Source organism: Micromonospora sp. NPDC048063 (genome assembly GCF_043202855.1).
Classification (GTDB): Bacteria; Actinomycetota; Actinomycetes; order Mycobacteriales; family Micromonosporaceae; genus Micromonospora.
In genome coordinates this window covers 64,706-89,486 of sequence record NZ_JBIDBG010000019.1, presented here as the reverse complement: position 1 = coordinate 89,486, position 24,781 = coordinate 64,706, and the positions used below count along the sequence as shown (strand labels likewise).

General features: G+C 73.0%; 14 protein-coding genes. 11 read left to right on the top strand and 3 right to left on the bottom strand.

From position 1 onward, the window contains the following. The first annotated feature begins 101 nt into the window (after positions 1 to 101). From abc-f to ACGFZ2_RS29615, 7 genes are all read left to right on the top strand, one after another. Complete coding sequence (gene abc-f, locus ACGFZ2_RS29645; RefSeq protein ID WP_393459243.1) at positions 102 to 1,739, top strand: ribosomal protection-like ABC-F family protein; 1,638 nt, start codon at positions 102 to 104, stop codon at positions 1,737 to 1,739. 75 nt (positions 1,740 to 1,814) lie between these two features. Next, complete coding sequence (locus ACGFZ2_RS29640; RefSeq protein WP_393459240.1) at positions 1,815 to 3,428, top strand: ABC-F family ATP-binding cassette domain-containing protein; 1,614 nt, start codon at positions 1,815 to 1,817, stop codon at positions 3,426 to 3,428. Positions 3,429 to 3,569: 141 nt separating this feature from the next. Next, the gene (locus tag ACGFZ2_RS29635) at positions 3,570 to 4,457 is read left to right on the top strand and encodes an ABC transporter substrate-binding protein (RefSeq protein ID WP_393459237.1); all 888 of its coding nucleotides are present in this window, start codon (positions 3,570 to 3,572) and stop codon (positions 4,455 to 4,457) included. Further along, positions 4,454 to 5,404 (top strand): amino acid ABC transporter permease, encoded by a 951-nt coding sequence (locus tag ACGFZ2_RS29630; RefSeq protein ID WP_393459234.1) that lies wholly within the window; start codon positions 4,454 to 4,456, stop codon positions 5,402 to 5,404. Before ACGFZ2_RS29635 ends, ACGFZ2_RS29630 begins: the two co-directional genes overlap by 4 nt. Then, on the top strand, positions 5,401 to 6,165 hold the full coding sequence (locus ACGFZ2_RS29625; RefSeq protein ID WP_393459232.1) for an amino acid ABC transporter ATP-binding protein: 765 nt from the start codon (positions 5,401 to 5,403) through the stop codon (positions 6,163 to 6,165). Before ACGFZ2_RS29630 ends, ACGFZ2_RS29625 begins: the two co-directional genes overlap by 4 nt. Then, positions 6,165 to 7,787: an amidohydrolase family protein gene (locus tag ACGFZ2_RS29620; RefSeq protein WP_393269072.1), complete on the top strand. Its 1,623-nt coding sequence runs from the start codon at positions 6,165 to 6,167 to the stop codon at positions 7,785 to 7,787. The genes ACGFZ2_RS29625 and ACGFZ2_RS29620 overlap by 1 nt, the downstream gene beginning before the upstream one ends. Next, complete coding sequence (locus ACGFZ2_RS29615; protein ID WP_393459229.1) at positions 7,784 to 8,566, top strand: serine hydrolase; 783 nt, start codon at positions 7,784 to 7,786, stop codon at positions 8,564 to 8,566. The genes ACGFZ2_RS29620 and ACGFZ2_RS29615 overlap by 4 nt, the downstream gene beginning before the upstream one ends. Here the strand turns inward: ACGFZ2_RS29615 and ACGFZ2_RS29610 are convergent. Continuing rightward, on the bottom strand, positions 8,449 to 9,462 hold the full coding sequence (locus ACGFZ2_RS29610) for a LysR family transcriptional regulator (RefSeq protein ID WP_393269078.1): 1,014 nt from the start codon (positions 9,460 to 9,462) through the stop codon (positions 8,449 to 8,451). The two genes, ACGFZ2_RS29615 and ACGFZ2_RS29610, sit on opposite strands and share 118 nt — an antisense overlap. 450 nt (positions 9,463 to 9,912) lie before the next feature. Here ACGFZ2_RS29610 and ACGFZ2_RS29605 point away from each other — a divergent pair, with 450 nt between their 5' ends. The 3 genes from ACGFZ2_RS29605 to ACGFZ2_RS29595 all read left to right on the top strand — a co-directional run bounded on the left by ACGFZ2_RS29605 (position 9,913) and on the right by ACGFZ2_RS29595 (position 14,803). Beyond that, entirely contained in the window at positions 9,913 to 10,557 is a 645-nt protein-coding gene (locus tag ACGFZ2_RS29605; RefSeq protein ID WP_393459226.1) for a hypothetical protein, read from the top strand. A 264-nt stretch (positions 10,558 to 10,821) separates the two neighbouring features. Further along, complete coding sequence (locus ACGFZ2_RS29600) at positions 10,822 to 12,546, top strand: class I adenylate-forming enzyme family protein (protein WP_393459223.1); 1,725 nt, start codon at positions 10,822 to 10,824, stop codon at positions 12,544 to 12,546. A 103-nt stretch (positions 12,547 to 12,649) separates the two neighbouring features. After that, the gene (locus ACGFZ2_RS29595) at positions 12,650 to 14,803 is read left to right on the top strand and encodes an MMPL family transporter (protein WP_393459220.1); all 2,154 of its coding nucleotides are present in this window, start codon (positions 12,650 to 12,652) and stop codon (positions 14,801 to 14,803) included. A 95-nt stretch (positions 14,804 to 14,898) separates the two neighbouring features. On the opposite strand, the gene ACGFZ2_RS29590 is transcribed toward ACGFZ2_RS29595, so the two are convergent. Together ACGFZ2_RS29590 and ACGFZ2_RS29585 are read right to left on the bottom strand one after the other, a co-directional pair. Then, positions 14,899 to 17,277, bottom strand: a complete 2,379-nt coding sequence (locus tag ACGFZ2_RS29590) for a hypothetical protein (protein ID WP_393459217.1) — start codon at positions 17,275 to 17,277, stop codon at positions 14,899 to 14,901. 23 nt (positions 17,278 to 17,300) lie between these two features. Then, complete coding sequence (locus ACGFZ2_RS29585) at positions 17,301 to 18,944, bottom strand: fatty acyl-AMP ligase (protein WP_393459214.1); 1,644 nt, start codon at positions 18,942 to 18,944, stop codon at positions 17,301 to 17,303. A 177-nt stretch (positions 18,945 to 19,121) separates the two neighbouring features. Here ACGFZ2_RS29585 and ACGFZ2_RS29580 point away from each other — a divergent pair, with 177 nt between their 5' ends. Then, the gene (locus ACGFZ2_RS29580) at positions 19,122 to 24,764 is read left to right on the top strand and encodes an SDR family NAD(P)-dependent oxidoreductase (protein WP_393459211.1); all 5,643 of its coding nucleotides are present in this window, start codon (positions 19,122 to 19,124) and stop codon (positions 24,762 to 24,764) included. The last annotated feature ends 17 nt before the right edge of the window (positions 24,765 to 24,781 follow it).

Genomic DNA, 24,781 nt, shown 5'->3' with positions numbered 1-24,781 from the left:
CGCCTGCCGGCCTGCGCCGGTGCGGCGTGTCTCGTCGTAGACCTGTCTGCCTGACCGGGGTGCCTGTCGCGTCCCCGGCTCTCTTCCGAGGGTGTCTCCCGATGTCTGACGTCTGCATTGTTTGTACGAACCTGTCCTTTTCCTGGCCGGACGACACTCCGGTCTTCCAGGACCTGTCCTTCACCGTGCCGCCCGGCCGTACGGGCCTGGTCGCGCCGAACGGCGCCGGCAAGACGACCCTGCTCCGGCTGATCGCGGGCGACCTCACCCCGACCGGCGGCGGCGTGACGGTCGAGGGTGTGCTCGGCTACCTGCCGCAGGACCTGCCCCTGGCCGGTGACCTGACCGTCGCGGAGGTGCTCGGGGTCGACGCGACCCTCGCGGCACTGCGCGCCATCGAGGCGGGTGACGCGGCGGAGGAGCACTTCACGGCCGTCGGGGACGACTGGGACGTGGAGGAGCGCAGCCGCACCGAACTCGACCGGCTGGGCCTCGGTGACGTGGGGTTGGACCGGCGCCTGCGCACTCTCAGCGGCGGGCAGGTGGTGTCGCTCGGCCTGGCGGCGCAACTGCTCAGGCGCCCGGACGTGCTGCTGCTGGACGAGCCGACCAACAACCTCGACATCGACGCGCGGCACCGGCTGTACGAGGTGCTGGAGGGCTGGTCCGGGTGTCTGCTGGTGGTCAGCCACGACCGGGTCCTGTTGGACCGGATGGACCGCGTCGCCGAGCTCGACCGTGGTGAGGTGCGCCTGTTCGGCGGGAACTTCACCGCGTACGAGGAGGCGTCGCGCGTGGCACGCGAGGCGGCGGAGCGGACCGTGCGCAGCGCCGAGCAGGACGTGAAGCGGGAGAAGCGGGAGATGCAGCAGGCCCGGGAGCGGGCCGACCGCCGGGCCAGCAACGCCGCCCGCAACCTCGGCAACGCCGGCCTGGCCCGCATCGTCGCCGGTGGGCTCAAGCGCAGCGCCCAGGAGTCGGCCGGCCGGGCACAGCAGGCGCACGCCAACCGGGTCAGCGAGGCCCAGACCCGGCTCGACGAGGCCAGCCGGACGCTGCGCGACGACCAGGCCCTGACCCTGGACCTGCCCGACACCACCGTTCCCGCCGGCCGCACCGTGTTCGCCGGCGAGCGCATGCAGGTCCACCACGGCGACCGGGCCGTCTTCGCCGGCGACGGCGCCGACCTGACCATCCGGGGACCGGAGCGGATCGCGCTGACCGGCCCCAACGGCGCCGGGAAGTCCACCCTGCTGCGTCTGTTGCAGGGTGACCTCCACCCGGACGCCGGGCAGGTGCACCGCGCCGCCGGCCGCGTCGCGTACCTGTCGCAACGCCTGGACCTGCTGGATCTCGACCGGACGGTCGCGGAGAACTTCGCCGCGTACGCCCCTGACCGGCCGCAGGCCGAACGGATGAACCTGCTCGCCCGGTTCCTGTTCCGCGGCGCCCGAGCCCACCTCCCCGCCGGCGTGCTCTCCGGCGGCGAACGGCTGCGCGCCACCCTCGCCTGCGTCCTCTACGCCCAGCCGGCACCCCACCTGCTGCTGCTCGACGAACCCACCAACAACCTCGACCTGGTCAGCGTGGGCCAACTGGGGAGCGCCCTCACCGCCTACCGGGGTGCGTTCGTGGTGGTCAGCCACGACGAACGGTTCCTCACCGACATCGGTGTGCAGCGGTGGCTCCGCCTCGATGACGGTCACCTGCGCGAGATTCCCGCACCCGACCGCGCCTGACCGCCGACTCCGCCCTGCTCCGGGCCACGGGCCGTGCCGGCCCGTGGCCCGGGGGCACCCCGAAGGTGACCCTCCATGCCCGAAGCACTGCTCGCTCACGACCTCGTCCATACCCGCGGCAGCCGTCGCGTGCTGGACGGGGTCTCCCTCACCGCGGCCCCTGGCCGCCGGATCGGCCTGATCGGCGAGAACGGCACCGGCAAGTCCACCCTGCTCCGCCTGCTCGCCGGTGCGGACGAACCGGACGCCGGCACCGTCGTTCGGCCACCGGACCTCGGCTACCTGCCGCAGGAAGCCCCCTACGACCCGGCCGCGACCGTGGGGGACGTGCGCGACGACGCCCTGCGCGAGGCCCGTGCCGTCCTCACCGACCTCGATCGGCTCGCCGACCGGCTCGCCGGCACCGCCGACGACACACCCGACCACGAACGGCTGCTCGCCGATTACGGCGATCTGCTCGACCGCGCCCAGGACATCGACGCCTGGGGCGCCGAGCGACGTGCCGGCATGGTCCTCGCGGCACTCGGTCTCGGCGATGTGGCACCGGAGCGGGCGCTCGCCGCGCTCTCCGGCGGCCAGCGTGGCCGGCTCGCACTCGCCGCCCTGCTCATCCGCCTGCCCTCGGCGTTGCTGCTCGACGAACCCACCAACCACCTCGACGACGCCGCGGCGGCCTTTCTCGAGCAGCAGTTGCGCGACCTGCCCGGAGCCGTCGTCGTAGCCAGCCACGACCGGGCCTTCCTCGACGCGGTCTGCACCGACCTGATCGATCTCGACCCCGCTGTCGCCGGCCCGGTCCGCTTCGGCGGCACCTACCGCGACTATCTGGCTCACCAGCGCAACGAGCGGGAGCGCTGGCAGCGACGCCACACCGAACAGCAGGAGAAACTGGCCGAGCTACGCCGGCAGCTCGCGGTGACCGCGCACGAGGTCGCGCCGGGCCGGGACCGGCGCGACAACGAGAAGATGGGATACGGCCACACCGCCGGCAGGGTGCAGAACCAGATTGCCCGACGGGTACGGGCCGCCGGCCGTCGGCTCGACGACCTCGAACGTACCGCCGTCGCGTCACCACCCGAACCGCTGCGGTTCCGCGCCACCGCGCTCGCCACCGCCACCGCCGACGGGACCCTCGTCAGCCTGTGTCACGTGCGGATACCCGGTCGACTCACCCTCGACCGTCTCGACCTCGCCGCCACCGACCGGCTGCTGGTCACCGGCGCCAACGGTGCGGGCAAGTCCACGCTCCTCGCCGTCCTCGCCGGCCGACTGGACTCGGCCGGTGACGTCCGGCGCCGCCCCGACCTGCGCATCGGCGTACTGACCCAGGACACGGTGTTCGACCGGCCCGAGCGCACCGCCGAGGAGATCTACGCCGACGTCCTGGGCCAGGTACGCGCCGACGACGTACCGCTGGACGACCTCGGTCTACTCACCGCCCACGACGCGCGCCGGCCGGTCGGCGAGCTGTCGGTCGGCCAGCGACGCCGGCTCGCCCTGGCCCTGTTGGTGGCCGACCCACCCGACCTGCTGCTGCTCGACGAGCCCACCAACCACCTCTCGCCCCGACTCTGTGACGAGCTGGAGGACGCCCTCGGCGGCAGCCCCGGCGCCGTCGTGGTCGCCAGCCACGACCGGTGGTTGCGCTCCAGGTGGCACGGACGCGAGATCCAACTCCGCGGCACCTGAACGGGTGCCTGCCACGGCCTGCACGGCGAACGCGGGGTGAGCATCGAATAATTCGATGCTCACCCCGCAAAGCATTCGGGCTGTTCATGCTGGCTGATCCCCGATAGGGTCCCCGCCATCGTCTCAGGCAGGAGGTTTCCGGTGGTCAGGAAGCGTGCGCTTCGCGTTGTCGTCGGTCTCGCCGCACTCTCACTCGCCGTCGCCGGCTGCGGACGGTCGACCAGCGGCCAGACGCCGCAGGCCGGTGGTTCCGCCTCGGTCGCCGCCGACGCCAAGGCTGCCGACCTGGTCCCGGCCACCCTCAAGGAGAAGGGTGTGCTCCGGGTCGCCACGGCCGAGGGCTACCCGCCGATGGAGATGTACAAGGAGGGGACCCAGGAGTTGACCGGCGTCGACCCGGACCTGGCGGCGGCGATCGCCGGGCGGCTCGGCCTGAAGCTGGAGATGACCAACGCCAGCTTTCCCGGCCTGATCCCGGGCCTGCAGGCCGACCGCTGGGACCTGGCGATGTCCTCGATGAGCGACACCGAGGAGCGCCGTAAGGCCGTCGACTTCGTCGACTACTTCCAGGCCGGCGGCGCGATCATGGTGGCGAAGGGCAACCCGGCCGGGGTGAAGGATCTGGCGGACCTGTGCGGCCGGGCCGTGGTGCTCGCCAAGGGCAGCTCCAACCTCGCCATCGGGGAGAAGCAGAACGCCTCGTGCGCCAAGAAGATGACCATCTCGCAGAGCGAGGACGCCCCGACCGGCCTGCTGCAGATCGACGCCGGGCGCGCGGTGGCCACCATCGTCGACTACCCGGTGGCCAAGATGCTCGCCGGACAGAGCGGCAAGTACGAGGTCCTGGAGGCCCAGTACGAGGCCGGCCCGTGGGGCATCGCGATCGACAAGAAGGACAGCCAGCTGCGGGACGCCGTCCAGCGGGCCCTCCAGGAGCTGATCGAGACGGGCGACTACGCCAAGATCCTCGAGAAGTGGGGCGTGCAGGGCAGCGGTGTGCAGACCGCGACGGTCAACGACCAGAAATGAGCACACCGGTGGATGCGACCGTCAAGGGCCCGGCTTCGGCCGGGCCCGCCGGCCCGGAGGTGAACCGGATCAGCCACCCGCTGCGACCGGGGCGCTGGCTGGCCGCCGGGGCGACCGTCCTGATCCTGGCCTGGCTGGCCTGGACCATCGCGATCAACCCGAACCTGCACTGGGACATCGTCGTCGAGTACCAGTTCGACTCGGTCATCCTGGAAGGGCTCTGGGTCACCGTCCAGCTCACGGCCGCCTCCATGGCGATCGGCGTGGTGCTCGGCGTCATCGTGGCGCTGATGCAGGTCTCCGACAGCCGTACCCTGCGCGCCGGCGCCATGGCATACGTCTGGTTCTTCCGCGGCACGCCGCTGCTGGTGCAGCTGATCTTCTGGTTCAACATCGCGCTGATCTTCCCCGAGATCGGGCTGGGCGTGCCGTTCGGCGGCCCGAAGTTGGTGACCTGGGAGACGAACACCCTGGTCACCGGATTCGTCGCGGCGCTGCTCGGGCTGAGCATCAACGAGGGCGCCTACATGAGCGAGATCGTCCGGGCCGGCCTGCGCTCGGTCGACCCCGGCCAGCAGGAGGCCGCGGCGGCGTTGGGCATGTCGCGCATGAAGATCATGAAGCGGGTGGTGCTGCCCCAGGCGATGCGGATCATCGTCCCGCCGACCGGCAACCAGTTCATCTCCATGCTGAAGACCACCTCGCTTGTCTCGGTGATCGCCGGCGCCGACCTGCTCACCGTCGCCCAGCGGCTCTACCTGACCAACTTCGAGGTGATCGCCCTGCTGATCGTCGCGTCCATCTGGTACCTGGTCCTGACCACCGTCGCCAGCATCGGCCAGTACTACCTGGAGCGCCGGTTCAGCCGCGGCTTCGGCGCGACCGCTCCGGGCACCCTGCGCGGGCGGATCACCCGCAACCTGCGCTTCACGGGGAGCGCGCGATGACCCCGCCGATGGTGCAGTGCCGGTCCCTGCGCAAGAGCTTCGGCCGCCTGGAGGTGCTGCGCGGCATCGACCTGACCATCGAACGCGGCCGGGTGGTCTGTGTGGTCGGTCCGTCCGGATCCGGCAAATCCACCCTGCTGCGCTGCCTCAACCACCTCGAGGAGCCGCAGGCGGGTCGGGTCTACGTCGACGGCGAGCTGATCGGGTACGAGGAGCACGGTGGCCGGCTGCGACCGCTGCCGGACGCGCGACTGCGCCGGCAGCGCGAGTCGATCGGCATGGTCTTCCAGCGCTTCCACCTGTTCCCGCACCGCACGGCCCTCGAGAACGTGATGGAGGGCCTGGTCGCGGTGAAGGGCGTCCGGGCGGCCGACGCGCGACGGCGCGCCGCCGACCTGCTCGACCGGGTCGGCCTGGCCGACCGCGCCCACCACTACCCGGCACAGCTCTCCGGCGGCCAGCAGCAGCGGGTGGCCATCGCGCGGTCCCTGGCCATGTCGCCGAAGCTGATGCTCTTCGACGAGCCCACCTCGGCGCTCGACCCGGAACTGGTCGGCGAGGTGCTGGAGGTGATGAAGGACCTCGCGGCGAGCGGGATGACCATGATCGTGGTGACCCACGAGATGGGCTTCGCCCGGGAGGTCGGCGACCACCTCGTCTTCATGGACGAGGGCCTGATCGTCGAGCAGGGGCCACCCCGCGAGGTGCTCGCCGCGGCGCGGCACGACCGTACCCGCGCCTTCCTGTCCAAGGTGCTGTGATGACGCGGTTGGACCTGCTGGTCACCGGTGGGGACGTGATCGACGGCAGCGGCTCGCCGGCCCGCCCCGCCGACGTGGGCGTCCGGGACGGACGAATCGTGCTGCTGCCGCCGGGGGGTCGCGCGCCCGCCAGCGAGGTCATCGACGCGACCGGGCTGGCCGTCACCCCGGGCTTCATCGACGTGCACACCCACTCCGACCTGCTCGCCGGCGACGACGCGCAGCGGGAGGTGCTGCGCCGGGCGCCACTGCTCCAGGGGGTCACCACGGAGATCTGCGGCAACTGCGGGATCAGCCCCTTCCCGGTCCCACCCGAACGCGCTGGCCCGGTGCGGGAGCTGCTCGCCGCGACCTTCGGTCCGCCCGCGTCGGCGTACGCGTCGTTCGCCGAGTTCGCCGACGCGCAGGGCGTGGCCCGGCGCAACCACCTCGCTGCCCTCGTCGGACACGGAACGTTACGCGCCGCGGTGGTCGGCTTCGCCCAACGGCGGGCCACGCCCGACGAGACCCGGCGCATGTGCCAGTTGCTCGACGAGGCGCTCGCCGCGGGCGCGGCCGGGTTGTCGACCGGCCTGATCTACTCCCCGGGCGTCAACGCCGGCACCGACGAGGTCATCGCGCTGGCCCGGGTCGCGGCCGCGCACGGCAAGCCGTACGTGACGCATCTCCGTGACGAGATGTCCCAGGTCGAGTCGGCCCTCGAGGAGGCCGTCGAGATCGCCACCGCGGCCGGGGCGGCGCTGCAGGTCTCGCACCACAAGACGGCCGGGCGGCGCGCCTGGGGCGCCACCGTCCGCACCCTCGCCCGACTCGAACGGGCGCGCGCCGAGGGACTCGACGTCACCTGCGACGTCTACCCGTACACCGCGGGCAGCACAGCCCTGCACGCGATGCTGCCGCCGTGGCTGATCGCCGACGGGGTGCCCGCGATGCTCACCGCCGTCGCCGATCCGACGGTCCGCGACCGGATCCGGACCGACCTGGTCGCCGGGGTGCCGGGCTGGGAGAACACCGTGGGTAACGGCGGCTGGGACCTGATCCGGGTCGCGTCCGCCGCGCGCAACACCGACGCCCAGGGGCACACGATCGCCGAGCTGGCCGCCGCGCGTGGCGTCGACCCGGTCGACTACGCCTGCGACCTGCTGGCCGCCGAACGCGGCGACGTCACCATCCTCAGCCACTCGATGCACGAGGACGACGTACGCCGGGTGCTGGCCAGCCGGCTGACGATGCTCTGCTCGGACGGCGTACCGAAGGGGGGCCGCCCGCACCCCCGGTGGGCGGGCAGCTTCGCCCGGGTCCTCGGCCACTACGTTCGTGACGTGGGACTGCTGGAGCTGGCGGAGGCGGTGCACAAGATGACGGCGATGCCCGCCCGCCGCTTCGGCCTACCAGACCGCGGGCTGCTCGCCGACGGGTACGCCGCGGACCTGGTGGTCCTCGACCCGCAGCGGGTCGCCGACGGCGCCACGTACGACGATCCGCTGGCGCCTCCGCACGGCGTGCGGTGCGTGGTGGTCGGTGGCCGGATCGTGGTGGACGGCGGCGAGGTCACCGACGCGCGGCCGGGCCGGGTGCTGGCCGTGCCGGGCCGGCGGCCCGCCCGGCCGGGGCCGCGATGAGGCCGGCGGTGCGGGTCGGGGCGATGGTGCGCCGGCTGGACGACGGCCGCACGGTCTCGGCCGACCCCGACCTTGCCCTGCCGCTGGCCAGCGTCGGCAAGGTGCTGCTCCTCGCCGAGGTGGCCCGGCGGCTCGCCGACGCCACGCTCGCGCCGGACCAGCCGGTGGAGCTGCTCGACGCCGACCGGGAGGTCGGCGGCACCGGACTGCTCGGCCGGCTGTCCCCTCGGCGATGGACGGTCGCCGACCTGGCCACGGCGGTCGCCGCGGTCAGCGACAACGCCGCCACCAACGCCCTGCTGCGGCTGGTGACCCTCGATACCGTGCAGGAGCTGGCCCGCCGTGCCGGGCTGCGGGACACCACCGTGCACGACCGGATCCGGGCCGAGCGCGGCCCCGACGTGCCGCGGACCTTCGCCACCGGCACCGCCCACGAGCTCTGCGCCTTTCTCGCGGACGTGGCGACGGGGACCTGGCAGAGCCCGCAGGCGTGTCGGCTGCTGCGCGGCTGGCTCGCCGGCAACACCGACCGCACGATGGTCGCCGACTCCGTCGACCACGACCCGTGGTCGAGTGACGGCGTCCGGGTGGAGAACAAGACCGGCACCGACACCGGGGTACGCGCCGACACCGGGATCGTGTCCGGCCGGCACACCGTCGTCTACGCCGTGATCGCCGCGTTCGAGCCCGGGGCCGAGCGAGAGGCCCTGGCCGAGCTGCGGCGCTGGGGCGCGGCGGTCGACCGGCTCGCCGGGGCCCACCGCTCGGACAGCTCCTGACTGAGCGTCGCCGCCGCGCCGGCCAGTCGCTCGACGAAGCTGCCGACCACCGGATTGGGGTTGCCGGGGCGCAGCGCCACGCCGATCTCCCGGTGCAGATTCGCGTGGGCGAGCTGCCGCACCGCCACCCCGCCGGGATCGCCCAGGCCGAGCGACGGCACGAGCGCCACCCCGACACCGGCCCGCACCAGGCCCAGCACCACCTCGTAGTGGTCGCTGCGGCAGCGGACCCGCGGCGGGAAGCCCTCGGCCCGCGCCGCCAGCTCGAGCACCGAGACCTCACCCTGCACGCCGAGGGTGGTGATCCACGGTTCGGCGGCAAGGTCTGCGAGCCGCAGCCGCCGCCGCCCGGCGAGCGGGTGGTCGGCGGGGAGCACCACCAGTTGCGGGTCCACCATCAGCGGCTGGACCTTCGTGTGCGGCGACTTCTGCGCCGGGCTCAGCGGATGGTCGAAGACCACCACCAGGTCCAGCTCACCCTGGTGCAGCCGGGGCAGCAGTTCGTGCGGCTGCCCCAGGATCAGCGCCAGCTCCACCTGCGGATGGTCGCGGGTGTAGCTCGACAGGGCGCGCGGCAGCAGCTCGGTGCCGGCGGTGGCGAAGAATCCGATCCGCAGCAGTCCCTGGCGGCCCTTGCCGTGGGTGGCCAGTTCGTCCCGGGCGGCCGACATCAGATCGGCGATCTGCTGGGCGTAGTCCGCCAGGCGCTGGCCCGCGGCGGTCAGCCGCAGGCTGCGCGGCCCCCGCTCCACCAGCGCCACCCCGGCCTCCTGCTCGAGGGTGGCGAGCTGGTGGGAGACCGCGGACGGGCTCAGCCGAAGCTGCTCCGCGGCGGCGACGATGGTGCCGTGGCGGGCGATCTCGAGGACGACCTGCAGGCGTGCGGTGTTGAACATCGGCGGGCTGCCTTCCCCTGCTCTAGGGCGCTCGGTCAGCCGTCGACCGCCGCCCGGCCCACACTCTCGCACGCCGTCCACACCCGCTCCACGCCGACCGACGGCACCGCCAACCCGCCGAGACCACAGATCAGTCAAGTGCGGCTGTCGTTGATGTGGACGAGGGACAATGGTTGGTGCAACTGGGCGGATCGTGGTGGCAGCATCAATGGTCATCCGTCGGCGAGCACCCAGGGGCGGTAACAGGTGGTGCCGACCTGATCCAGAAGACGTGGGTGTCGGGCAGTGACTGGTACGCGTGGAGCGGCCGGGGACCCGTCGGCGCACCAGCCTGCTGAGAACCGACGGTGACCGGCCCGGCCGCCGCGGCACCACCGCGGCAGCCGGGCCGAACCGCGGGTAGCCGCGTGCCGGCAGCCCAGCCCAAGCCGCCCCTGGGAGGATGGACCGGTGGACGGTGATCTGTCTGTGGCGGTCGCAGGCCTTCAGAAGGCGTTCGCCCGGTACCCGCGCAGGGCGACGCTCGAAGGCTGCCCACATTGCCGAGGGCCGGTGCCGGTCGACGATCACGATCTGTTCTCTTTGACCATCAGCCTCGGCAACACGGTCGGCAGCCGTGACGACCTGAAGAGTCTGCTGCCCCTGCTGCTGGAGCGCATGGCCAGCTCCACAGAACTCGACCCGGCGATCGTGTTGGGCAAGCTGCCTCGCGAGCAGTGGCGCACCTGGCCCGAAGCCGAGCAGGGCGCTGTCGACGGCTACCTGGATGCGGTGTGGCGGTCGTTGCTGGCGACGTACCCGTCGCAGGTCGGTGCGTTTCCCGACCCGGCTACCTTCCTGGCCACGGTCGTGGCCGGCGGGGAGAGCGTCGAGCGCTTCCTCGATGTCTGGGACGTCACGCTCAGTTCGGCGGCGGATCGCCACCTGGCTGTCACGGTGAACGGACTCGACTTCGCGGACCGGAGGTCGGCGGCGCTTGCCGCCTGGCTGCGCCGCGAGTCGGTCCGCGACCGGCTGTTTCGGGCGTTCGAGCGTGACCACGCCACGTCCTGGGGTGACGACCTGGCGCGGGCCCACGACCTCGTCCGTATGTAACGACACCCCATTTCAGATCCAGGTCCAGCGCGGGTGCCGGTGCTCGCGTCCCGCCAGGTCGCCGACGGGGCATTATGGCCGGTCGTCGGTCTGTCCACACTGGTCGGACGGCTCGGGGGCCGGATGCGTTCGGGGTCGGATTTCCGTCCACCCAGATCTGGTCTACGGCGGACAATGTCGATATCGTTACCGGCCAATTGGACGGCCGATGATCATTCGTCGTCAGCTGACCTCCCCAAGCCCCGAGAACAGGAGGACGCGCTCGTGGCCTCACCCGCCGATTCAACGGTCGCCGGCGACGACGTCGAGCCGCAGCGGCCCATTCCGCGGTTCCTCACCGAGTTCACGCCCACCCGGTGGCGCCGTCGGCTGAGCCCCTTTTCGCGCGTACCGAAGCACTCCAAGATGGGCGAGACCTGGCACGTGGCGGCGAAGACCGCCCCGGACGAGCTGGTCATCGTCGACCGCCCGCCGGACATCGACCCCGACGGAGCCGAGACCCGCACCTACACCCAGTGGGCGGAACTCGTCGATCGCGCCGCGGCCTGGCTGCACAAGGCGGGCGTGCGCCCGTGGGACCGGGTGGCGATCCTCAAGCAGAACCACCTGGACATCGTCATTCTCGGCTGCGCCATCGCCCGGATCGGCGCCATTCCCTGCATGTTCTCCGGCTCCTACGGGCCGGAGGCGATGATCCCGATGCTGGAGCGGCTGGAACGGCCGTTCCTGTTGACCGACCAGAAGCACCTCGACAAGTGCGGCATCACCCCGGAGGTGGTGGCGGAGCTCACCGTACGGACGATCAGCGTCGACGCGGTCGCGGACCGGCCGGACGTGCTGCACCTGGACGACTTCAAGGACGCGCCGCCGGTCCAGCCGAACATGCGCGAGTTCAAGGAGCCGGTGGTCATCACCCACACCTCCGGCACCACCGGCATACCAAAGCTGGTCATGCACTCCGCCGAGTCCATCTACGCGATGGCGATCGTGGAGACCGAGCGGTGGCCCAGGTTCGGGCTCCGGCGCAGCGACACGGTGGCGTTCTGCGACCCCTACACGCACGAGCGGCTCACCACCATGCAGCTGGCGATGGCCGCGGTCGGCCCGCGGGTGCTCTACCTGTCCGACCCGCTCTCGCCGAGGATCCGGGAGCTGCTGGCCGAGCACAAGCCGACGCTGGTGGAGGCGCTGCCGAACATCTACCTCGCCTGGGAGCCGCTGGCCCGCGACCCCGCCGGCCTGTTCAGCAACGTGCGCGAGTACGTCAACTCGTTCGACGCCATCCACACCCGTACGATCCGCACCTTCATGGCCGCCACCAAGCGCCGGTTCCCGATCTGGGTCCAGTCGTGGAGCCAGAGCGAGAACGGCGCGCTGTGCATCCGGCCGTTCTTCCGCTTCGTCGTACGCCGCAAGGGGCACCGGCCGCCGCCGACGCAGCTGATCGGCTGGCCCATCCCGTTCCACGCCAAGATGCGGGCGGTGGACCCGGAGACCGGCAAGGAGGTCCCGCGCGGCCAGGTCGGCCTGATCGAGATCGACCAGCCGGGACGGTGCCTCGCCTACGTCGGCGAGCAGGACCGGCACGACCTGAAGTGCAACGGCAGGTGGTGGAACACCGGCGACCTCGCGGTCATCAACAAGTGGGGCGCCGTGCGGATCGTGGACCGGGAGATCGACCGGATCCCCGGCGGCAGCGCGATCGAGTTCGAGGACCTCATCCTCGACCGGATCGACTACACCACCGAGGTCATCGTCCTCCCGGTCGCCGGTGACCTGCCGGTGCCCGTGGTCAGCACTGCGGACGACGTTCCGCTGGACAAGGGCGACTGGGAGCGGGCGGTCGCGGACCTGAGCCCGATGGCCCCGCCGATCCAGATAAAGTGGGACGAGTTCCCGCGAACCGGCACGTGGAAGATCCGCCGGGTCGCGCTCCGGGAGAAGCTGCTCTCCGATGCCCAGGCGATCGGCATCGGGCGCTGGACCTGATCATCACCATCCTGTGATCACATCGACGCGGCGCCGGTCCTGACTGTGCCGGCGCCGCGTCGTCGTTCTCCTGAGCACCGCGGTCGAGCGAAGGGTTGCTGCCATGTTGGATCTCCTCGGCCGGCTCGCGCACCGGGCGCGCTGGTGGGTGATCGCCGGCGCCGCGGTGTTCCTGGTCGCCGCGGGCACCTGGGGCGCCGGCGCGTTCGGCGACCTGGCCGTCGGCGGATTCACCTACGCGGCGAGCGAGAGCTCCCGCGCCGACGAGGTCGAACGCAAGGCGCTCGGACGCAACGACGCGGACGTCGTCGTGCTGTTCGGCAGCGACCGCTGGACGGTGGAGGACCCCGCGTACGCCGACGCCGCCCGGCGCGTGCTGGACAGGCTGCCGGCCGACCGGGTCGAGGGCGTGACCGACTACTGGCGGGCCAAGGTTCCCGCGCTGGTCAGCACCGACCGGCACGAGACGTTCGCGGCGGTGCAGATCGCCGGTGCCACCGAGAACGACCGCCTCACCAACTACCTCGCCATCAAGGACGGCCTGACCAGCCCGGATCTCGACGTCACCGTCGGGGGGCCGCTGGCGCTGATCGACGACGTCAACAGCCAGAGCAAGGCGGACCTGACCCGCGCCGAGGCGCTGGCGTTGCCGATCCTGTTCCTGCTGCTGGTGCTCATCTTCCGTAACCTGCTGGCGGCGCTGCTGCCGGTCGCCGTCGGGGTGCTGGCGATCGTGGGCTCGTTGGCCGGCCTGCGGCTGCTGGCGCAGTTCACCGACATCTCGATCTTCGCGGTCAACGTGGTCACGCTGCTCGGCCTCGGGCTGGCCGTGGACTACAGCCTGTTCATGGTCAGCCGGTTCCGGGAGGAACTCGGCGCGGGCCACCCCGTCCCGGCGGCGTTGCGGCGGACCATGGTCACCGCGGGCCGGACCATCGTCGTCTCCGCGGTGACCGTCGCGCTCGCGCTCGCCAGCCTGGCCGTCTTCCCGCAGGTGTTCCTCCGGTCCATCGCCGTCGGTGGGGTCGCCGCAGTGCTGCTCGCGGGGTTCTTCGCGATGACCGTGATGGCGGCGATGCTGGCCCTGTTCGGGCCGCGGCTGCGGGAGCGGCGCCGCAGGCCGGTCGACACCGACCCGAACTCCGGCGCGTGGGCGCGGATCGCGCGGACGGTGATGCGCCGACCCGTACTGGTCGGTGGCGCGGTCATCGCCGTGCTGGTGGTTCTCGGTCTGCCGTTCCTGCGCATCTCCTACGGCTGGCTGGACACCCGGGTGCTGCCCGCCTCGGCGGAGAGCCGGCAGGTCCAGGACGCCATCGAGCGGTCGTTCCCGGACAGCGTCACCCGGCCGGTCGAGGCCATCGTCACCCTGGACGGCCCGGTCACCGGTCCTCCCGCCCGGGAGGAGATCGCCGCGTACGTGGAGCGGGTGGCCGCACTGCCGGGCGTACGGCAGGCGGACGTCAGCGGGCTGGCCGGCGACACCGCGCGGGTCACCGTCCGGTTCGACGCGGAACCGATCTCCGAGCAGGGACGGGAGCTGGTCGACGCGGTGCGCGGCGTCGAACCGCCGCCCTCCGGCACGGTACTGGTCGGCGGCGACGCCGCCGGGTTCGCCGACCTGATGGACATGCTCGCGCAGCGGCTGCCGTGGATGGCGCTGCTCGTCGTGGCCACCACGTTCGTGCTGTTGTTCCTGTCCTTCGGCTCGCTGGTGCTGCCGGTCAAGGCGATCCTGATGAACGTGCTGAGCCTGACCGCGGCGTTCGGCGCGGTGGTGTGGGTCTTCCAGGACGGCCACCTCGCCGGGCTGCTGCGGTTCACCTCCACCGGCAACATCGACGTGGTGCAACCCATCCTGATCTTCGCCGTCGCGTTCGGGCTGTCGATGGACTACGAGGTGTTCCTGCTCTCGCGCATCCGCGAGCACTACGACCTCAGCGGTGACAACACCGAGGCGGTCGCGGTCGGGTTGCAGCGGTCCGGCCGGATCATCACCAGCGCGGCCCTGCTGCTGGTGGTGGTGATCGTGTCGTTCGCGACCGCGAGCGTGCTGGTCGTGAAGATCATCGGCATCGGGCTCGCCCTCGCCGTCGTCGTCGACGCCACCATCGTCCGGGCGCTGTTGATGCCGGCCACGATGCGGCTGCTCGGCCGGCTCAACTGGTGGGTGCCCGGGCCGCTGCGACCCCTCTACAGCCGGTGGGGGATCCGCGGGGAGAGCAGCCACCTGGACGCGGAGCGTACAGCCGCGTAGAGCCGCGCCGCCGCGCGGGGAAGTCCCCGCCGTGCCCGCCAGTCGTGCGGCCCGCCCGTGGCCTGGGGCTGCCCCCCAGGCCACGGGCGGGCGGGTTAGTAGATCAACGCCCGGCCGAGGCCCATGTCGGTGAGGCGGGTGGAGTGCACGATGCTCGTGACCTCGACAGCCTTCTGGATGCGTTCCTCCGGCGTGGTGTCGACCAGCCGTCGCCCGTCCCACACCTCGTAGTCACCGATGCTGTCCAGGTGCGGGGCGATGCCCTCCTGGAACCAGTTCTCCCAGCGGGTCAGCTGGTCGGACACCGGCAACTGCTCCCACAGCCGCATGCCGTCGCGGATGAGCTCGACGAGGCGTTCCTTCTCGTCGGGGTGCCGCTGCACGTGCTCGCGGATGATCGACGTGCCGACGGCCAGGTGGCGCACCTCGTCGATGGCGGCACCCTTCTCCATGTCCGCCATCCGCGGGTCCAGCGGTCGCCACTTGCGCTCGCTGAGCTCGAACGACGGGGCGAGGAAGCCCTCGACCAGGATCGTCAGCAGCACCACGCCGCCGACGAAGTCCTGCTGCTCGCGCACGATCGGCATGCCGTACTCCTCCAACGGATCGAGGATGGTCGCCTTGTCGTGCGCGGTCTGCTCGGCGATGACGGCGGCGACGTCCCGCTCGTCGATGCCGAGGTTCCGCAGGTGGTTCCGGAAGATCATCGCGTGCCGGGTCTCGTCCACCAGCTGGGTGGCGTAGAACTCCGCCGTCGCGGAGTCCGGCGCGCACGCCACGATGTGACCGATCGCGCGGGCCGCCCGTTCCTCGGCCAGCGCCCGGAAGGCGACCTCCTGGATCAGCGCGTCGCGGAGCGGGCCCGGCTCGTGGAGGAAGTCCGGGGTCACCAGCTCCGGCGGGTAGCCCACGATGTTGCCGCGCAGCGTGCGCTGCGGGACGTTGGCGAACCAGTACCGCAGGTCGCAGTCGCGTGCGGTCAGCCGGATGCCCTCCGCGCCGTCGAAGAGGGAGGACGCCTGGTCCCAGTCGGCGGCGTCGTCCGCCGTCATCCCCGACCGCTCGTCGGTGCGGGGGGCCGCGGGCTGCGGGCTGTACGTGACCACCGGCTGCGGGCGCGGGCCGGGCAGGGTGACCGGTGCCGTGGCCTCGGCGGGCCGGGTGGAGGCCGGGTCCTGGACCGGCTGGACCGCGAGGCTGGGCGCGGGTGCGCCGACCGGTGGGGCCACGGACGACTGCGCCGCCTGCGGGCCCGGTGGCTGCGCGGCCGGCACCGCCGGTGCCTGCACGGACGGCTGCGCCGCTGATGGCTGCGCGGCCGGTGCCGGGGCGCTGTCGTTCATGATGAACGGGCGGGTGCCGTCGAGGTAGTCGACCAGCGGCGCCGCGACGCTGGCCCGCGACGGCGGGTGGAACGCGACGCACTGGCAGGCCGCGACCAGGTAGGCCACCTCGGGGGAGCGGATGAACGACATGCCCCCGAGCATTTCGACGGCCTGGCGGGCGGCGTCGGTGATGGCGTCCTGCGTGCCGTAGCGGGCCATCAGGACGCGGGCCAGCGCGTCGTTGTCCGTCTCGCCGGCCTGCATGGCGCGGGCCGCGCCCTCCAGCAGCTGCGTCGCCGTCTCCAGCCGGGTGCCCAGCGCGGCGCGGTCGGTGACCGCGCCGCGCCCGGCGGCCAACGCGCGTTCGACGAGCGCGCTGGCCATGCCCAGGTACGACGCGGTGATGAGCAGCTCGAACCAGATGAACCCGACTGTCTGCAGGTCGTCGAGCATCCCGTCCGGGCCGTTCTCGGTCGGGATGACCAGTTCCTCCTCGATGAACACGTCGGTCAGCCGGACCTCGTCGCTCTCCGCGCCGGCGAGCACGCTGCTGCCCCAGAACGGGTGCCGGGTGATGCCGCGCAGCGTGGCCGGCATGAGCAGGAAGGCCGTCTGCTGGCCGCCGCCCGGTGCGGGCACCGCCACGCTGGCCGTCAGCAGGTCCATCGAGTGGCTCAGGCTGCACGGCTTCTTCGACCCGTTGATCCGGTAGCCGCCGTCCACCGGCGTCGCCGTCATCGTGGGGGAGAGGATCCCCTGGGCCGGGCGGCCCTCGGCGAAGCCCGAGGAGACCAGCAGGTTGCGGCTGGTGATCGCCTCCAGCAGGGCCCACTCCATGCCCGAGTTCTTGATGCTCTCGGCGAAGGTGAACAGCGTCGCCACGGAGAAGTGGTGCATCGTGGTCGCGACCGCCAGCGACGGCGCGTGGGCGCCGATCGCGCGGGTGACCCGTACCGCGTCCAACGGGGACGCGCCGAGCCCGCCGTAGTCCTTCGGGATCACCAGGCTCGGGCCGCCGCTGGCCCGGAACACCGGCAGCGTGCCGCCGCCGGAGGCTTCCCGCTGCTCGAACGGGACCTCGGACAACCCGTCGAGCAGCCCCGGCAGGTACGACTCGCAGAGGGCACGGGCCTGGTCAAGGGATCGCACAGAATTCCTCCGGAGGCGGACGGTCAACGAGGGATGAGCGAGCGGGCCGCCGCGCGGCGCAGCTTGCCCGACGGGGTCTTCGGAAGGCTGCCCGGCGGCAGCACCACGACCTCCGCCGGACGGGCGTCGACGTCGGCGAGGACCCGGTTGGCGATCGCGTCGGAGAGCGCCTTCTCGGCGGCCGGGTCACCGACCAGGCGTGACTCGACCAGCACCGCGAACGACTCCCGCGCCACCCCGTCGCCGGCCATCAGCCGTACCGCCGCGACGTTGCCGTCGCGGACGCCGTCGACGCCGGCGGCCGCGCGCTCGATGTCGGTGGGATAGATGTTGCGACCGCCCATGATGACGACGTCCTTGCGGCGGCCGCAGACCACGATCTGACCGTCGACCAGGTAGCCCTCGTCGCCGATGTCCAACCAGCCGTCGTCGTCCAGGGCCGGTGCCGGACCGTCCTCGGTGAGGTAGCTCCGGGTCACCGAGTCACCGCGCAGCTGCAACCGGCCGACCTCACGGTCGCCCAGCTCGGCGCCAGAGTCGTCGACGACCCGCACGCTCACGCTAGGGTGGGCGGCGCCGAGCATGGGCAGCCGGCGCACGGCGGTCGGGTGGTCGTCGCCCGCCGGTACCGCCCGCCGGTTCTTCTCCAGCTCCAAGGCGTCGACGGTGTCGAGGAGCATCGGATCCGACAGCGCCGACAGCGAGATGACCAGGGCGCTCTCCGCCGCGCCGTAGCAGCAGTTCACCGCCTCCGGCCGCAGGCCGAACCGGGCGCCGGCCGCGACGAACGCCTCCACCGTCGACGGGTCGATCGGCTCCGCGCCGTTGCACAGGGCCTTCAACCGGGACAGGTCGAGCGAACCGGCGTCGGCGCGGGCGAGCTGCCGGGTCAGGATCGCGTACGCGAAGTTCGGCGCGGCGGTGATCGTGCCGCCGTACCGGCTCATCAGCTCCGCCCACACCATCGGGCGACCGAGGAACTCCGCGGGCGTGACCATGACCAGGTCGATGCCGGTGAACATGGGCAGCAGCAGGCAGCCGACCATGCCCATGTCGTGGAAGAGCGGCAGCCAGCTCACCAGCACGTCGTCGTCGCCGCACTCGAGGTGGGCCGCGGTGTCGACGAGGTTGGCGTGGATGTTGCGGTGGGTGATCCGCACCGCCTTCGGCTCGGCGGTCGAGCCGCTGGTCAACTGGAGCAGCGCGGTGTCGTCCTCGGCGGCGGGCACGACGGTGAACTCCCGGTCGCTGTCCAGGTCGCCGATCATCCGGTGGGGGACGCCCTGCTCGCGCAGCACGCCGGCCATCGCCTCGAACGGGGCGCCCACCAGCACCAGACGGGCGTCGATCATGCGCAGGACACGCAGCGTGTCGTCGCGCCAGACGGCCAGGTCGGTCCGCGGGGTCGGCTGGTGCAGCATGGTCACGCTGCCGCCGGCCAGCCACGTGCCCTGGGCGACCCGCGCGACCTCCCCCGGGTCACCGGCCAGGACCGCGACGGCCTGGCGGGGGGCCAGCCCGCCCGCGACCAGTGCCGCCGCCGTACGCCGGGCCGCCTCGTGCAACTGCCCCCAGCCGCGCCGCACCGGGTTCGCGGGGGCGCCGGTGACCATGCCGCCCGACGACCGCCCGGCGGTGCCGACGACGGCATCGACGAAACGGCTCACCTCGATCTCGCCTGAATCATGCGGGACAGCGTAGACAGGGCGATCGACAAAGACCATAGATCCTTTGTGGAGTCCGTACGGGCGATTGTGTTGGGCGCCGTGACCGATAGAGGATGACCGCTGCCCGGTGGGTGACCGCGGCACCGACGTTGATGATCGCGGAAGGCGGCCGCCTGAATGGGTGACTCCAGGACGCAGTGGTGGTTGGATGTCGTACGTACCGAGGCGGCCGAGGTGCTCGGTCGGCCGCGTGGTGACGTCACTGCCGACGGTGCCTTCGCCGACCTCGGCTTCGACTCACTGACCGCGCTCGAACTGGCCGACCGGCTGTCCGAGGCGAGTGGGCTCCAACTCTCCGGCACCCTCGCCTTCGACTACCCCAACCCGTCGGCCCTGGCCGGGTACCTGGCCGAACAGGTCGGCGGCCCGGACGCGGACCCGCAGCCGGGGCACCGCGTCGCCACGCCGGCGGCCGGCGAGCCGGACGGCGCGCCGTCGGGTGCGCCCGAGCCGATCGCCATCGTGGCGATGGCCTGCCGTGTCCCCGGTGGAGCGGCCACCCCCGAGGACTTCTGGACCTTCCTGGCCGACGGCCGCGACGGCATCGGGCCGTTCCCGACCGACCGGGGCTGGGACCCGCAGGTGTTCCATCCCGACCCCGACCGTCCCGGCTCCACCTACGCCCGCCACGGGGGGTTCCTCTACGACGCCGGCGACTTCGACGCCGGGTTCTTCGGCCTGTCGCCCCGCGAGGCGTTGGCCACCGACCCACAGCAGCGGCTGATGCTGGAGATCTCCTGGGAGGCGCTGGAACGCGCCGGCATCGACCCGCGCACGCTGCGCGGAAGCCGCACCGGCGTGTACACCGGCGTCATCGCCGGCGACTACGCCCCGCGCCTCGGCGCCATCCCGCCGGAGGTCGCCGGCTTCCTGATGGCCGGCAACGCGTCCAGCATCGTCTCCGGCCGCGTGTCGTACACGTTGGGCCTGGAGGGACCCTCGCTGTCGGTCGACACCGCCTGCTCGTCGTCGCTGGTCGCGCTGCACCTGGCGGCCCGCTCGCTGCGTACCGGCGAGTGTGACCTCGCACTGGCCGGCGGGGTCACCGTGATCGGGACGCCGTTGGTGTTCACCGAGTTCAGCCGCCAGGGCGGGCTCTCCCCGGACGGGCGGTGCCGGTCGTTCGCCGCGGCCGCCGACGGCACCGGCTGGGCCGAGGGCGCCGGTGTGCTGGTCCTCGAACGGCTCGCCGACGCACGCCGGCACGGCCGGCGCGTCCTGGCGGTTTTGCGCGGCAGCGCGGTCAACTCCGACGGGGCGTCCAACGGCCTCACCGCGCCCAACGGTCCGTCCCAGCAACGCCTGATCGCCGACGCGCTCGCCGATGCGGGCCTCGACGCACCCGACGTGGACGTGGTGGAGGCACACGGCACCGGCACCCGGCTGGGCGACCCGATCGAGGCCCAGGCGCTGACCGCCGCGTACGGCTCCGGCCGGCAGCGTCCGCTGTGGCTCGGGTCGGTCAAGTCGAACATCGGACACACCCAGGCGGCGGCCGGCGTGGCCGGGGTCATCAAGATGGTGCTGGCGCTGCGGCACGGCCGGCTGCCCCGCACGCTGCACGTCGACGAACCCACCCCGTACGTGGACTGGTCCGCCGGCCCGCTGCGGCTGCTGACCGACGAGCAGCCCTGGCCGGCCGGCGCCCGGCCGCGTCGCGCGGCGGTGTCGTCGTTCGGGATCAGCGGCACCAACGCGCACGTCATCGTCGAGGAGGCGCCGCAGGACGAGCCCGTCGCCCCGACCGACAGCGCGGCCGTGCCGGTGCCGCTGGTGCTCTCCGCGCGGACCGTCCCCGCGCTGCGCGAACATGCCCGCCGCCTCGACGCCTTCCTCGACGCCCACCCCGACCTGCCGGTCCGCGCGGCGGCGGTCGCGGCAGCCCGGCGTACGGCGTTCGAACAGCGCGCCGTCGTCCTCGACCGCGACGCCCTCGCGGCGCTCGCCGCCGGGCAGGACGCCCCGGCCGTGGTCACCGGCACGGCGAGCGAGGGCGGGCTCGCCCTGGTCTTCCCCGGACAGGGATCGCAGCGACCCGGGATGGGGCGGGAACTCGCCGCGGCCGAACCGCGGTTCGCCGCCGCCCTGGACGAGGTCTGCGCCGCACTGGACCGGCACCTGGACCGTCCCGTCCGCGCGGTCATCGACGGCGACCCGGACCTGCTGGACCAGACCGAGTACACCCAGCCGGCGCTGTTCGCCGTGGAGGTGGCGCTGTACCGGCTGCTGCGACACTGGGGCCTCCGGCCGGACTTCGTCCTCGGCCACTCGATCGGGGAAATCACCGCCGCCCACGTGGCTGGCGCGCTGTCGCTGGACGACGCCGCCCGCCTCGTCGTCGCCCGCGGACGGCTGATGCAGGCGTTGCCCGCCGGCGGCGCGATGGCCGCGATCCAGGCCACCCCGCAGGAGGTCGAGCCGCTGATCGCCGACCCCGCGGCGCAGGTCGGGCTCGCCGCCGTCAACGGCCCGACGTCGGTCGTCGTCGCCGGCCCGCAGGACGCGGTGCAGACCGTGGCCGACGCGTTCGCCGCACGAGGCCGCAGGACCACCCGGCTACGCGTCAGCCACGCGTTCCACTCCCCGTTGATGGAGCCGATGCTCGCGGACCTCGCCAAGCTGGAGGCGGACCTCACCCACCGGGCGCCGGAGATCCCGCTGGTCTCCAACGAGACGGGCCTGCCGGTGGACATGATCACACCGGGGCACTGGAGTCGGCACGCGCGGCAACCGGTGCGGTTCGCGCAGGCCGTACGCCGGCTACGCGAGCAGGGGGTGAGCCGGTTCCTGGAGGTCGGGCCCGGCGGCGTGCTGTCGGCCATGGTCCTCGACTCCGTCGGCGACCTGGACGCCGACACGGGTGACCCGACGATCGCCGTGCCGCTGCTGCGCGGCGGGCGCGACGAACGGGACTCCGCCTGGGGCGCGGTGGCCCGCCTGTTCGCCCACGGCGTGGACGTCGACTGGCCCGCGCTGGTCGGCGGGGACGTCCCGCCCGCGGAGCTGCCCACCTATCCGTTCCAGCACCGGCGGTACTGGTTGACCCCACCGGCCCGGCCGCTGCTCGGGGAGCCGGTCGAGACGCTGGACGCCGGAGTGCTGCTGACCGGCGAACTGTCGATCGCCGCCCAGCCGTGGCTCGCCCAGCACCGCGTGGGCGGGACGGTCGTCGTACCGGGCGCGCTGCTGGCGGAGCTGGCGGCGCGCGCGGGCGCGCACGCCGGCTGCCCCGAGGTGGTGGAGCTCCTCCTGCAGGCGCCGCTGGTGCTCCCCGAGGCCGGCGCCGTCCAGACCCGGGTGGTCGTCGCCGGGACGGACGGCGACCCGACCCGCCCGCTGACCATCCACGCGCGCCCACCCGGCGGAACGTGGACGCCGCACGCGACGGGAACCGTCGCCCCGGTGCGGACCAGCGACGCCACCCGGTTGAGGCTGTGGCCGCCGCCGGGCGCGGCGCCGTTGGACACGGACGGCTTCTACGACCGCCTGCGCGCCGGTGGCTACGACTACGGCCCGGTGTTCCAGGGCGTCGGCCGGGCGTGGCAGCGGGGCGACGAGATCTTCGCCGACGTGACGCTGCCCGCCGACGCCGCCGGCGCGACCGAGGGTTTCCTGCTGCACCCGGCGCTGCTCGACGCTTCGCTGCACGCCCTCGGCCTGATCGGCGACGCCGGCGCGGACGACGGGATCGCGCTGCCGTTCTCCTGGACGGGCCTGCAGGTGCACGCCCGAGGCGCCACGGCGCTGCGGGTCCGGCTGACCCGCGTCGGCGACGGTGTCGACGTCGTCCTCGCCGACCCGTCCGGTGCGCCGGTCGCCTCGGTCCGGCACGTCGCGCTACGGCCGATCACCCCCGACCGGCTCACCCTAGGGCCGTCCGGGTCGGGCGGCGGGTACGAGCTGCGCTGGGTGCCGGCCGCGCCGGTCCGGTCCGACCAGCCGGTGGTCTGGCTCGACGAGTTGGCGGCCGGCGACCAGGTTCCCGACCTCGTCTTCACCGAACTGCCGCCGGGCGGTGACGACCCGCACCCCACCGTCGCCGCCGCGCTCGACCTGGCGCACCGCTGGCTGGCCGACCCGCGGTACGGCGCCGCCCGGTTGGCGGTGGTGACCCGGCGGGCCGTCGGCGACCAGTCCCGGGACCTCGCGCAGGCGGCGGCGTGGGGGCTGCTGCGGTCGGCGCAGTCCGAGCACCCCGGCCGGTTCGCGCTGATCGACCTGGACGACGACCCGGCGTCGCGGCAGGCGCTCGCCGCGGCCGGCGCCGCCGGAGAACCGCAGGTCGCCGTCCGCGCCGGTGGACTGCTGGTGCCTCGGCTGCACCCGTCGGCCACCGACAGCCTCGTCCCGCAGACCGGGGCCCCCACTGATCCCGGGGCCGTCACCCACGTCGGACCACGGCCGTGGGCCCCGCAGGGCACCGTCCTCGTCACCGGCGCGACCGGCGCCATCGGCCGTCTCGTGGCACGGCACCTGGTGGAGCGGCGCGGGGTGCGGCACCTGGTGCTCACGTCCCGGCGTGGAGCCGACGCCCCCGGCGCCGCCGACCTGGTCGGCGAGCTGACCGCGCTCGGCGCGGAGTCGGTGCGCGTCGTCGCCTGCGACGTCGCCGACCCGGCGGCCCTGACCGCCCTGCTGAGGTCCGTCCCCGCCGAGCATCCGCTCACCGCCGTGCTGCACCTGGCCGGTGTGCTGGACGACGGGGTCGTCGAGTCGCAGACCCCGCAGCGGGTGGCCGGAGTGCTGCGGCCGAAGGCGGACGGCGCACGGCAGCTGCACGAGCAGACCCGCGAGTGCGACCTGGCCGCGTTCGTGCTCTTCTCCTCCGCCGCCGGCCTGCTCGGCTCGCCCGGGCAGTCGGGTTACGCCGCCGCCAACGCCTACCTCGACGCCCTCGCCGAGCAGCGGCGCGCGCAGGGGCTGCCGGGGCAGTCGCTGGCGTGGGGCCTGTGGGAGCTGCCGGACGGGATGGCCGAGCAGGTCAGTGACACGGGCCTGCGTCGCATGCGCGGGATCGGGCTGACGCCGTTGCCGCCGGGGCGCGGACTGGCCCTGCTGGAACGGGCGCTCGACTCGGACGCGGCGACGCCGGTCCTCGTCGACGTGGACAGCGCCCTGCTCGACGGGCACGACCGGCGGTCGGTGCCGCCGGTGCTGCACGACCTGATGGCCACGGACCGCCCGGCCGGCGCGGACGTCGCCGGCCTGGGGGCGCCGGCCACCGCGTCGGTCGACCCGGTAACCGGCGGCGCGCCCGGCCCGACCGGCGGCACCCGGGCGGGAGGCACGGACCTCGCCAGGACCCTGCCCGGGCTCGCTCCCGCCGACCAGGACCGGGTGCTGCGGGAGATGGTGCTCGCCGAGGCCGCCAGGGTGCTCGGCCACACCTCCGCCGCCGACCTGGACGGCACCCGGAGCCTGCCCGAGCTCGGATTCGACTCGCTGACGGCGGTCGAGCTGCGCAACCGGCTCGCCACCGCGACCGGGCTGACCCTGCCGGCGACCATGGTGTTGGACTACCCGAACGTGCGGGAACTGGTCGGCTACCTACGCGGTGAGCTGTTGCCCGAGCAGGCGTCCACCGCGCTCGGGGTGCTGGAGGAGTTGACCCGGCTGGAGTCCAGCCTGGCCAACCTGACGATGGACGGTGTGGCGCGCAGGCGGCTCGCCGACGCCCTGAACCAGTTGCTGTCGCTGGTCGACACCGAGTCGGACAAGGTCGACGCGGCGAAGGACGACTTCTTCGACCTGCTCGACTAGGAGCCCGCCCCGGCCCG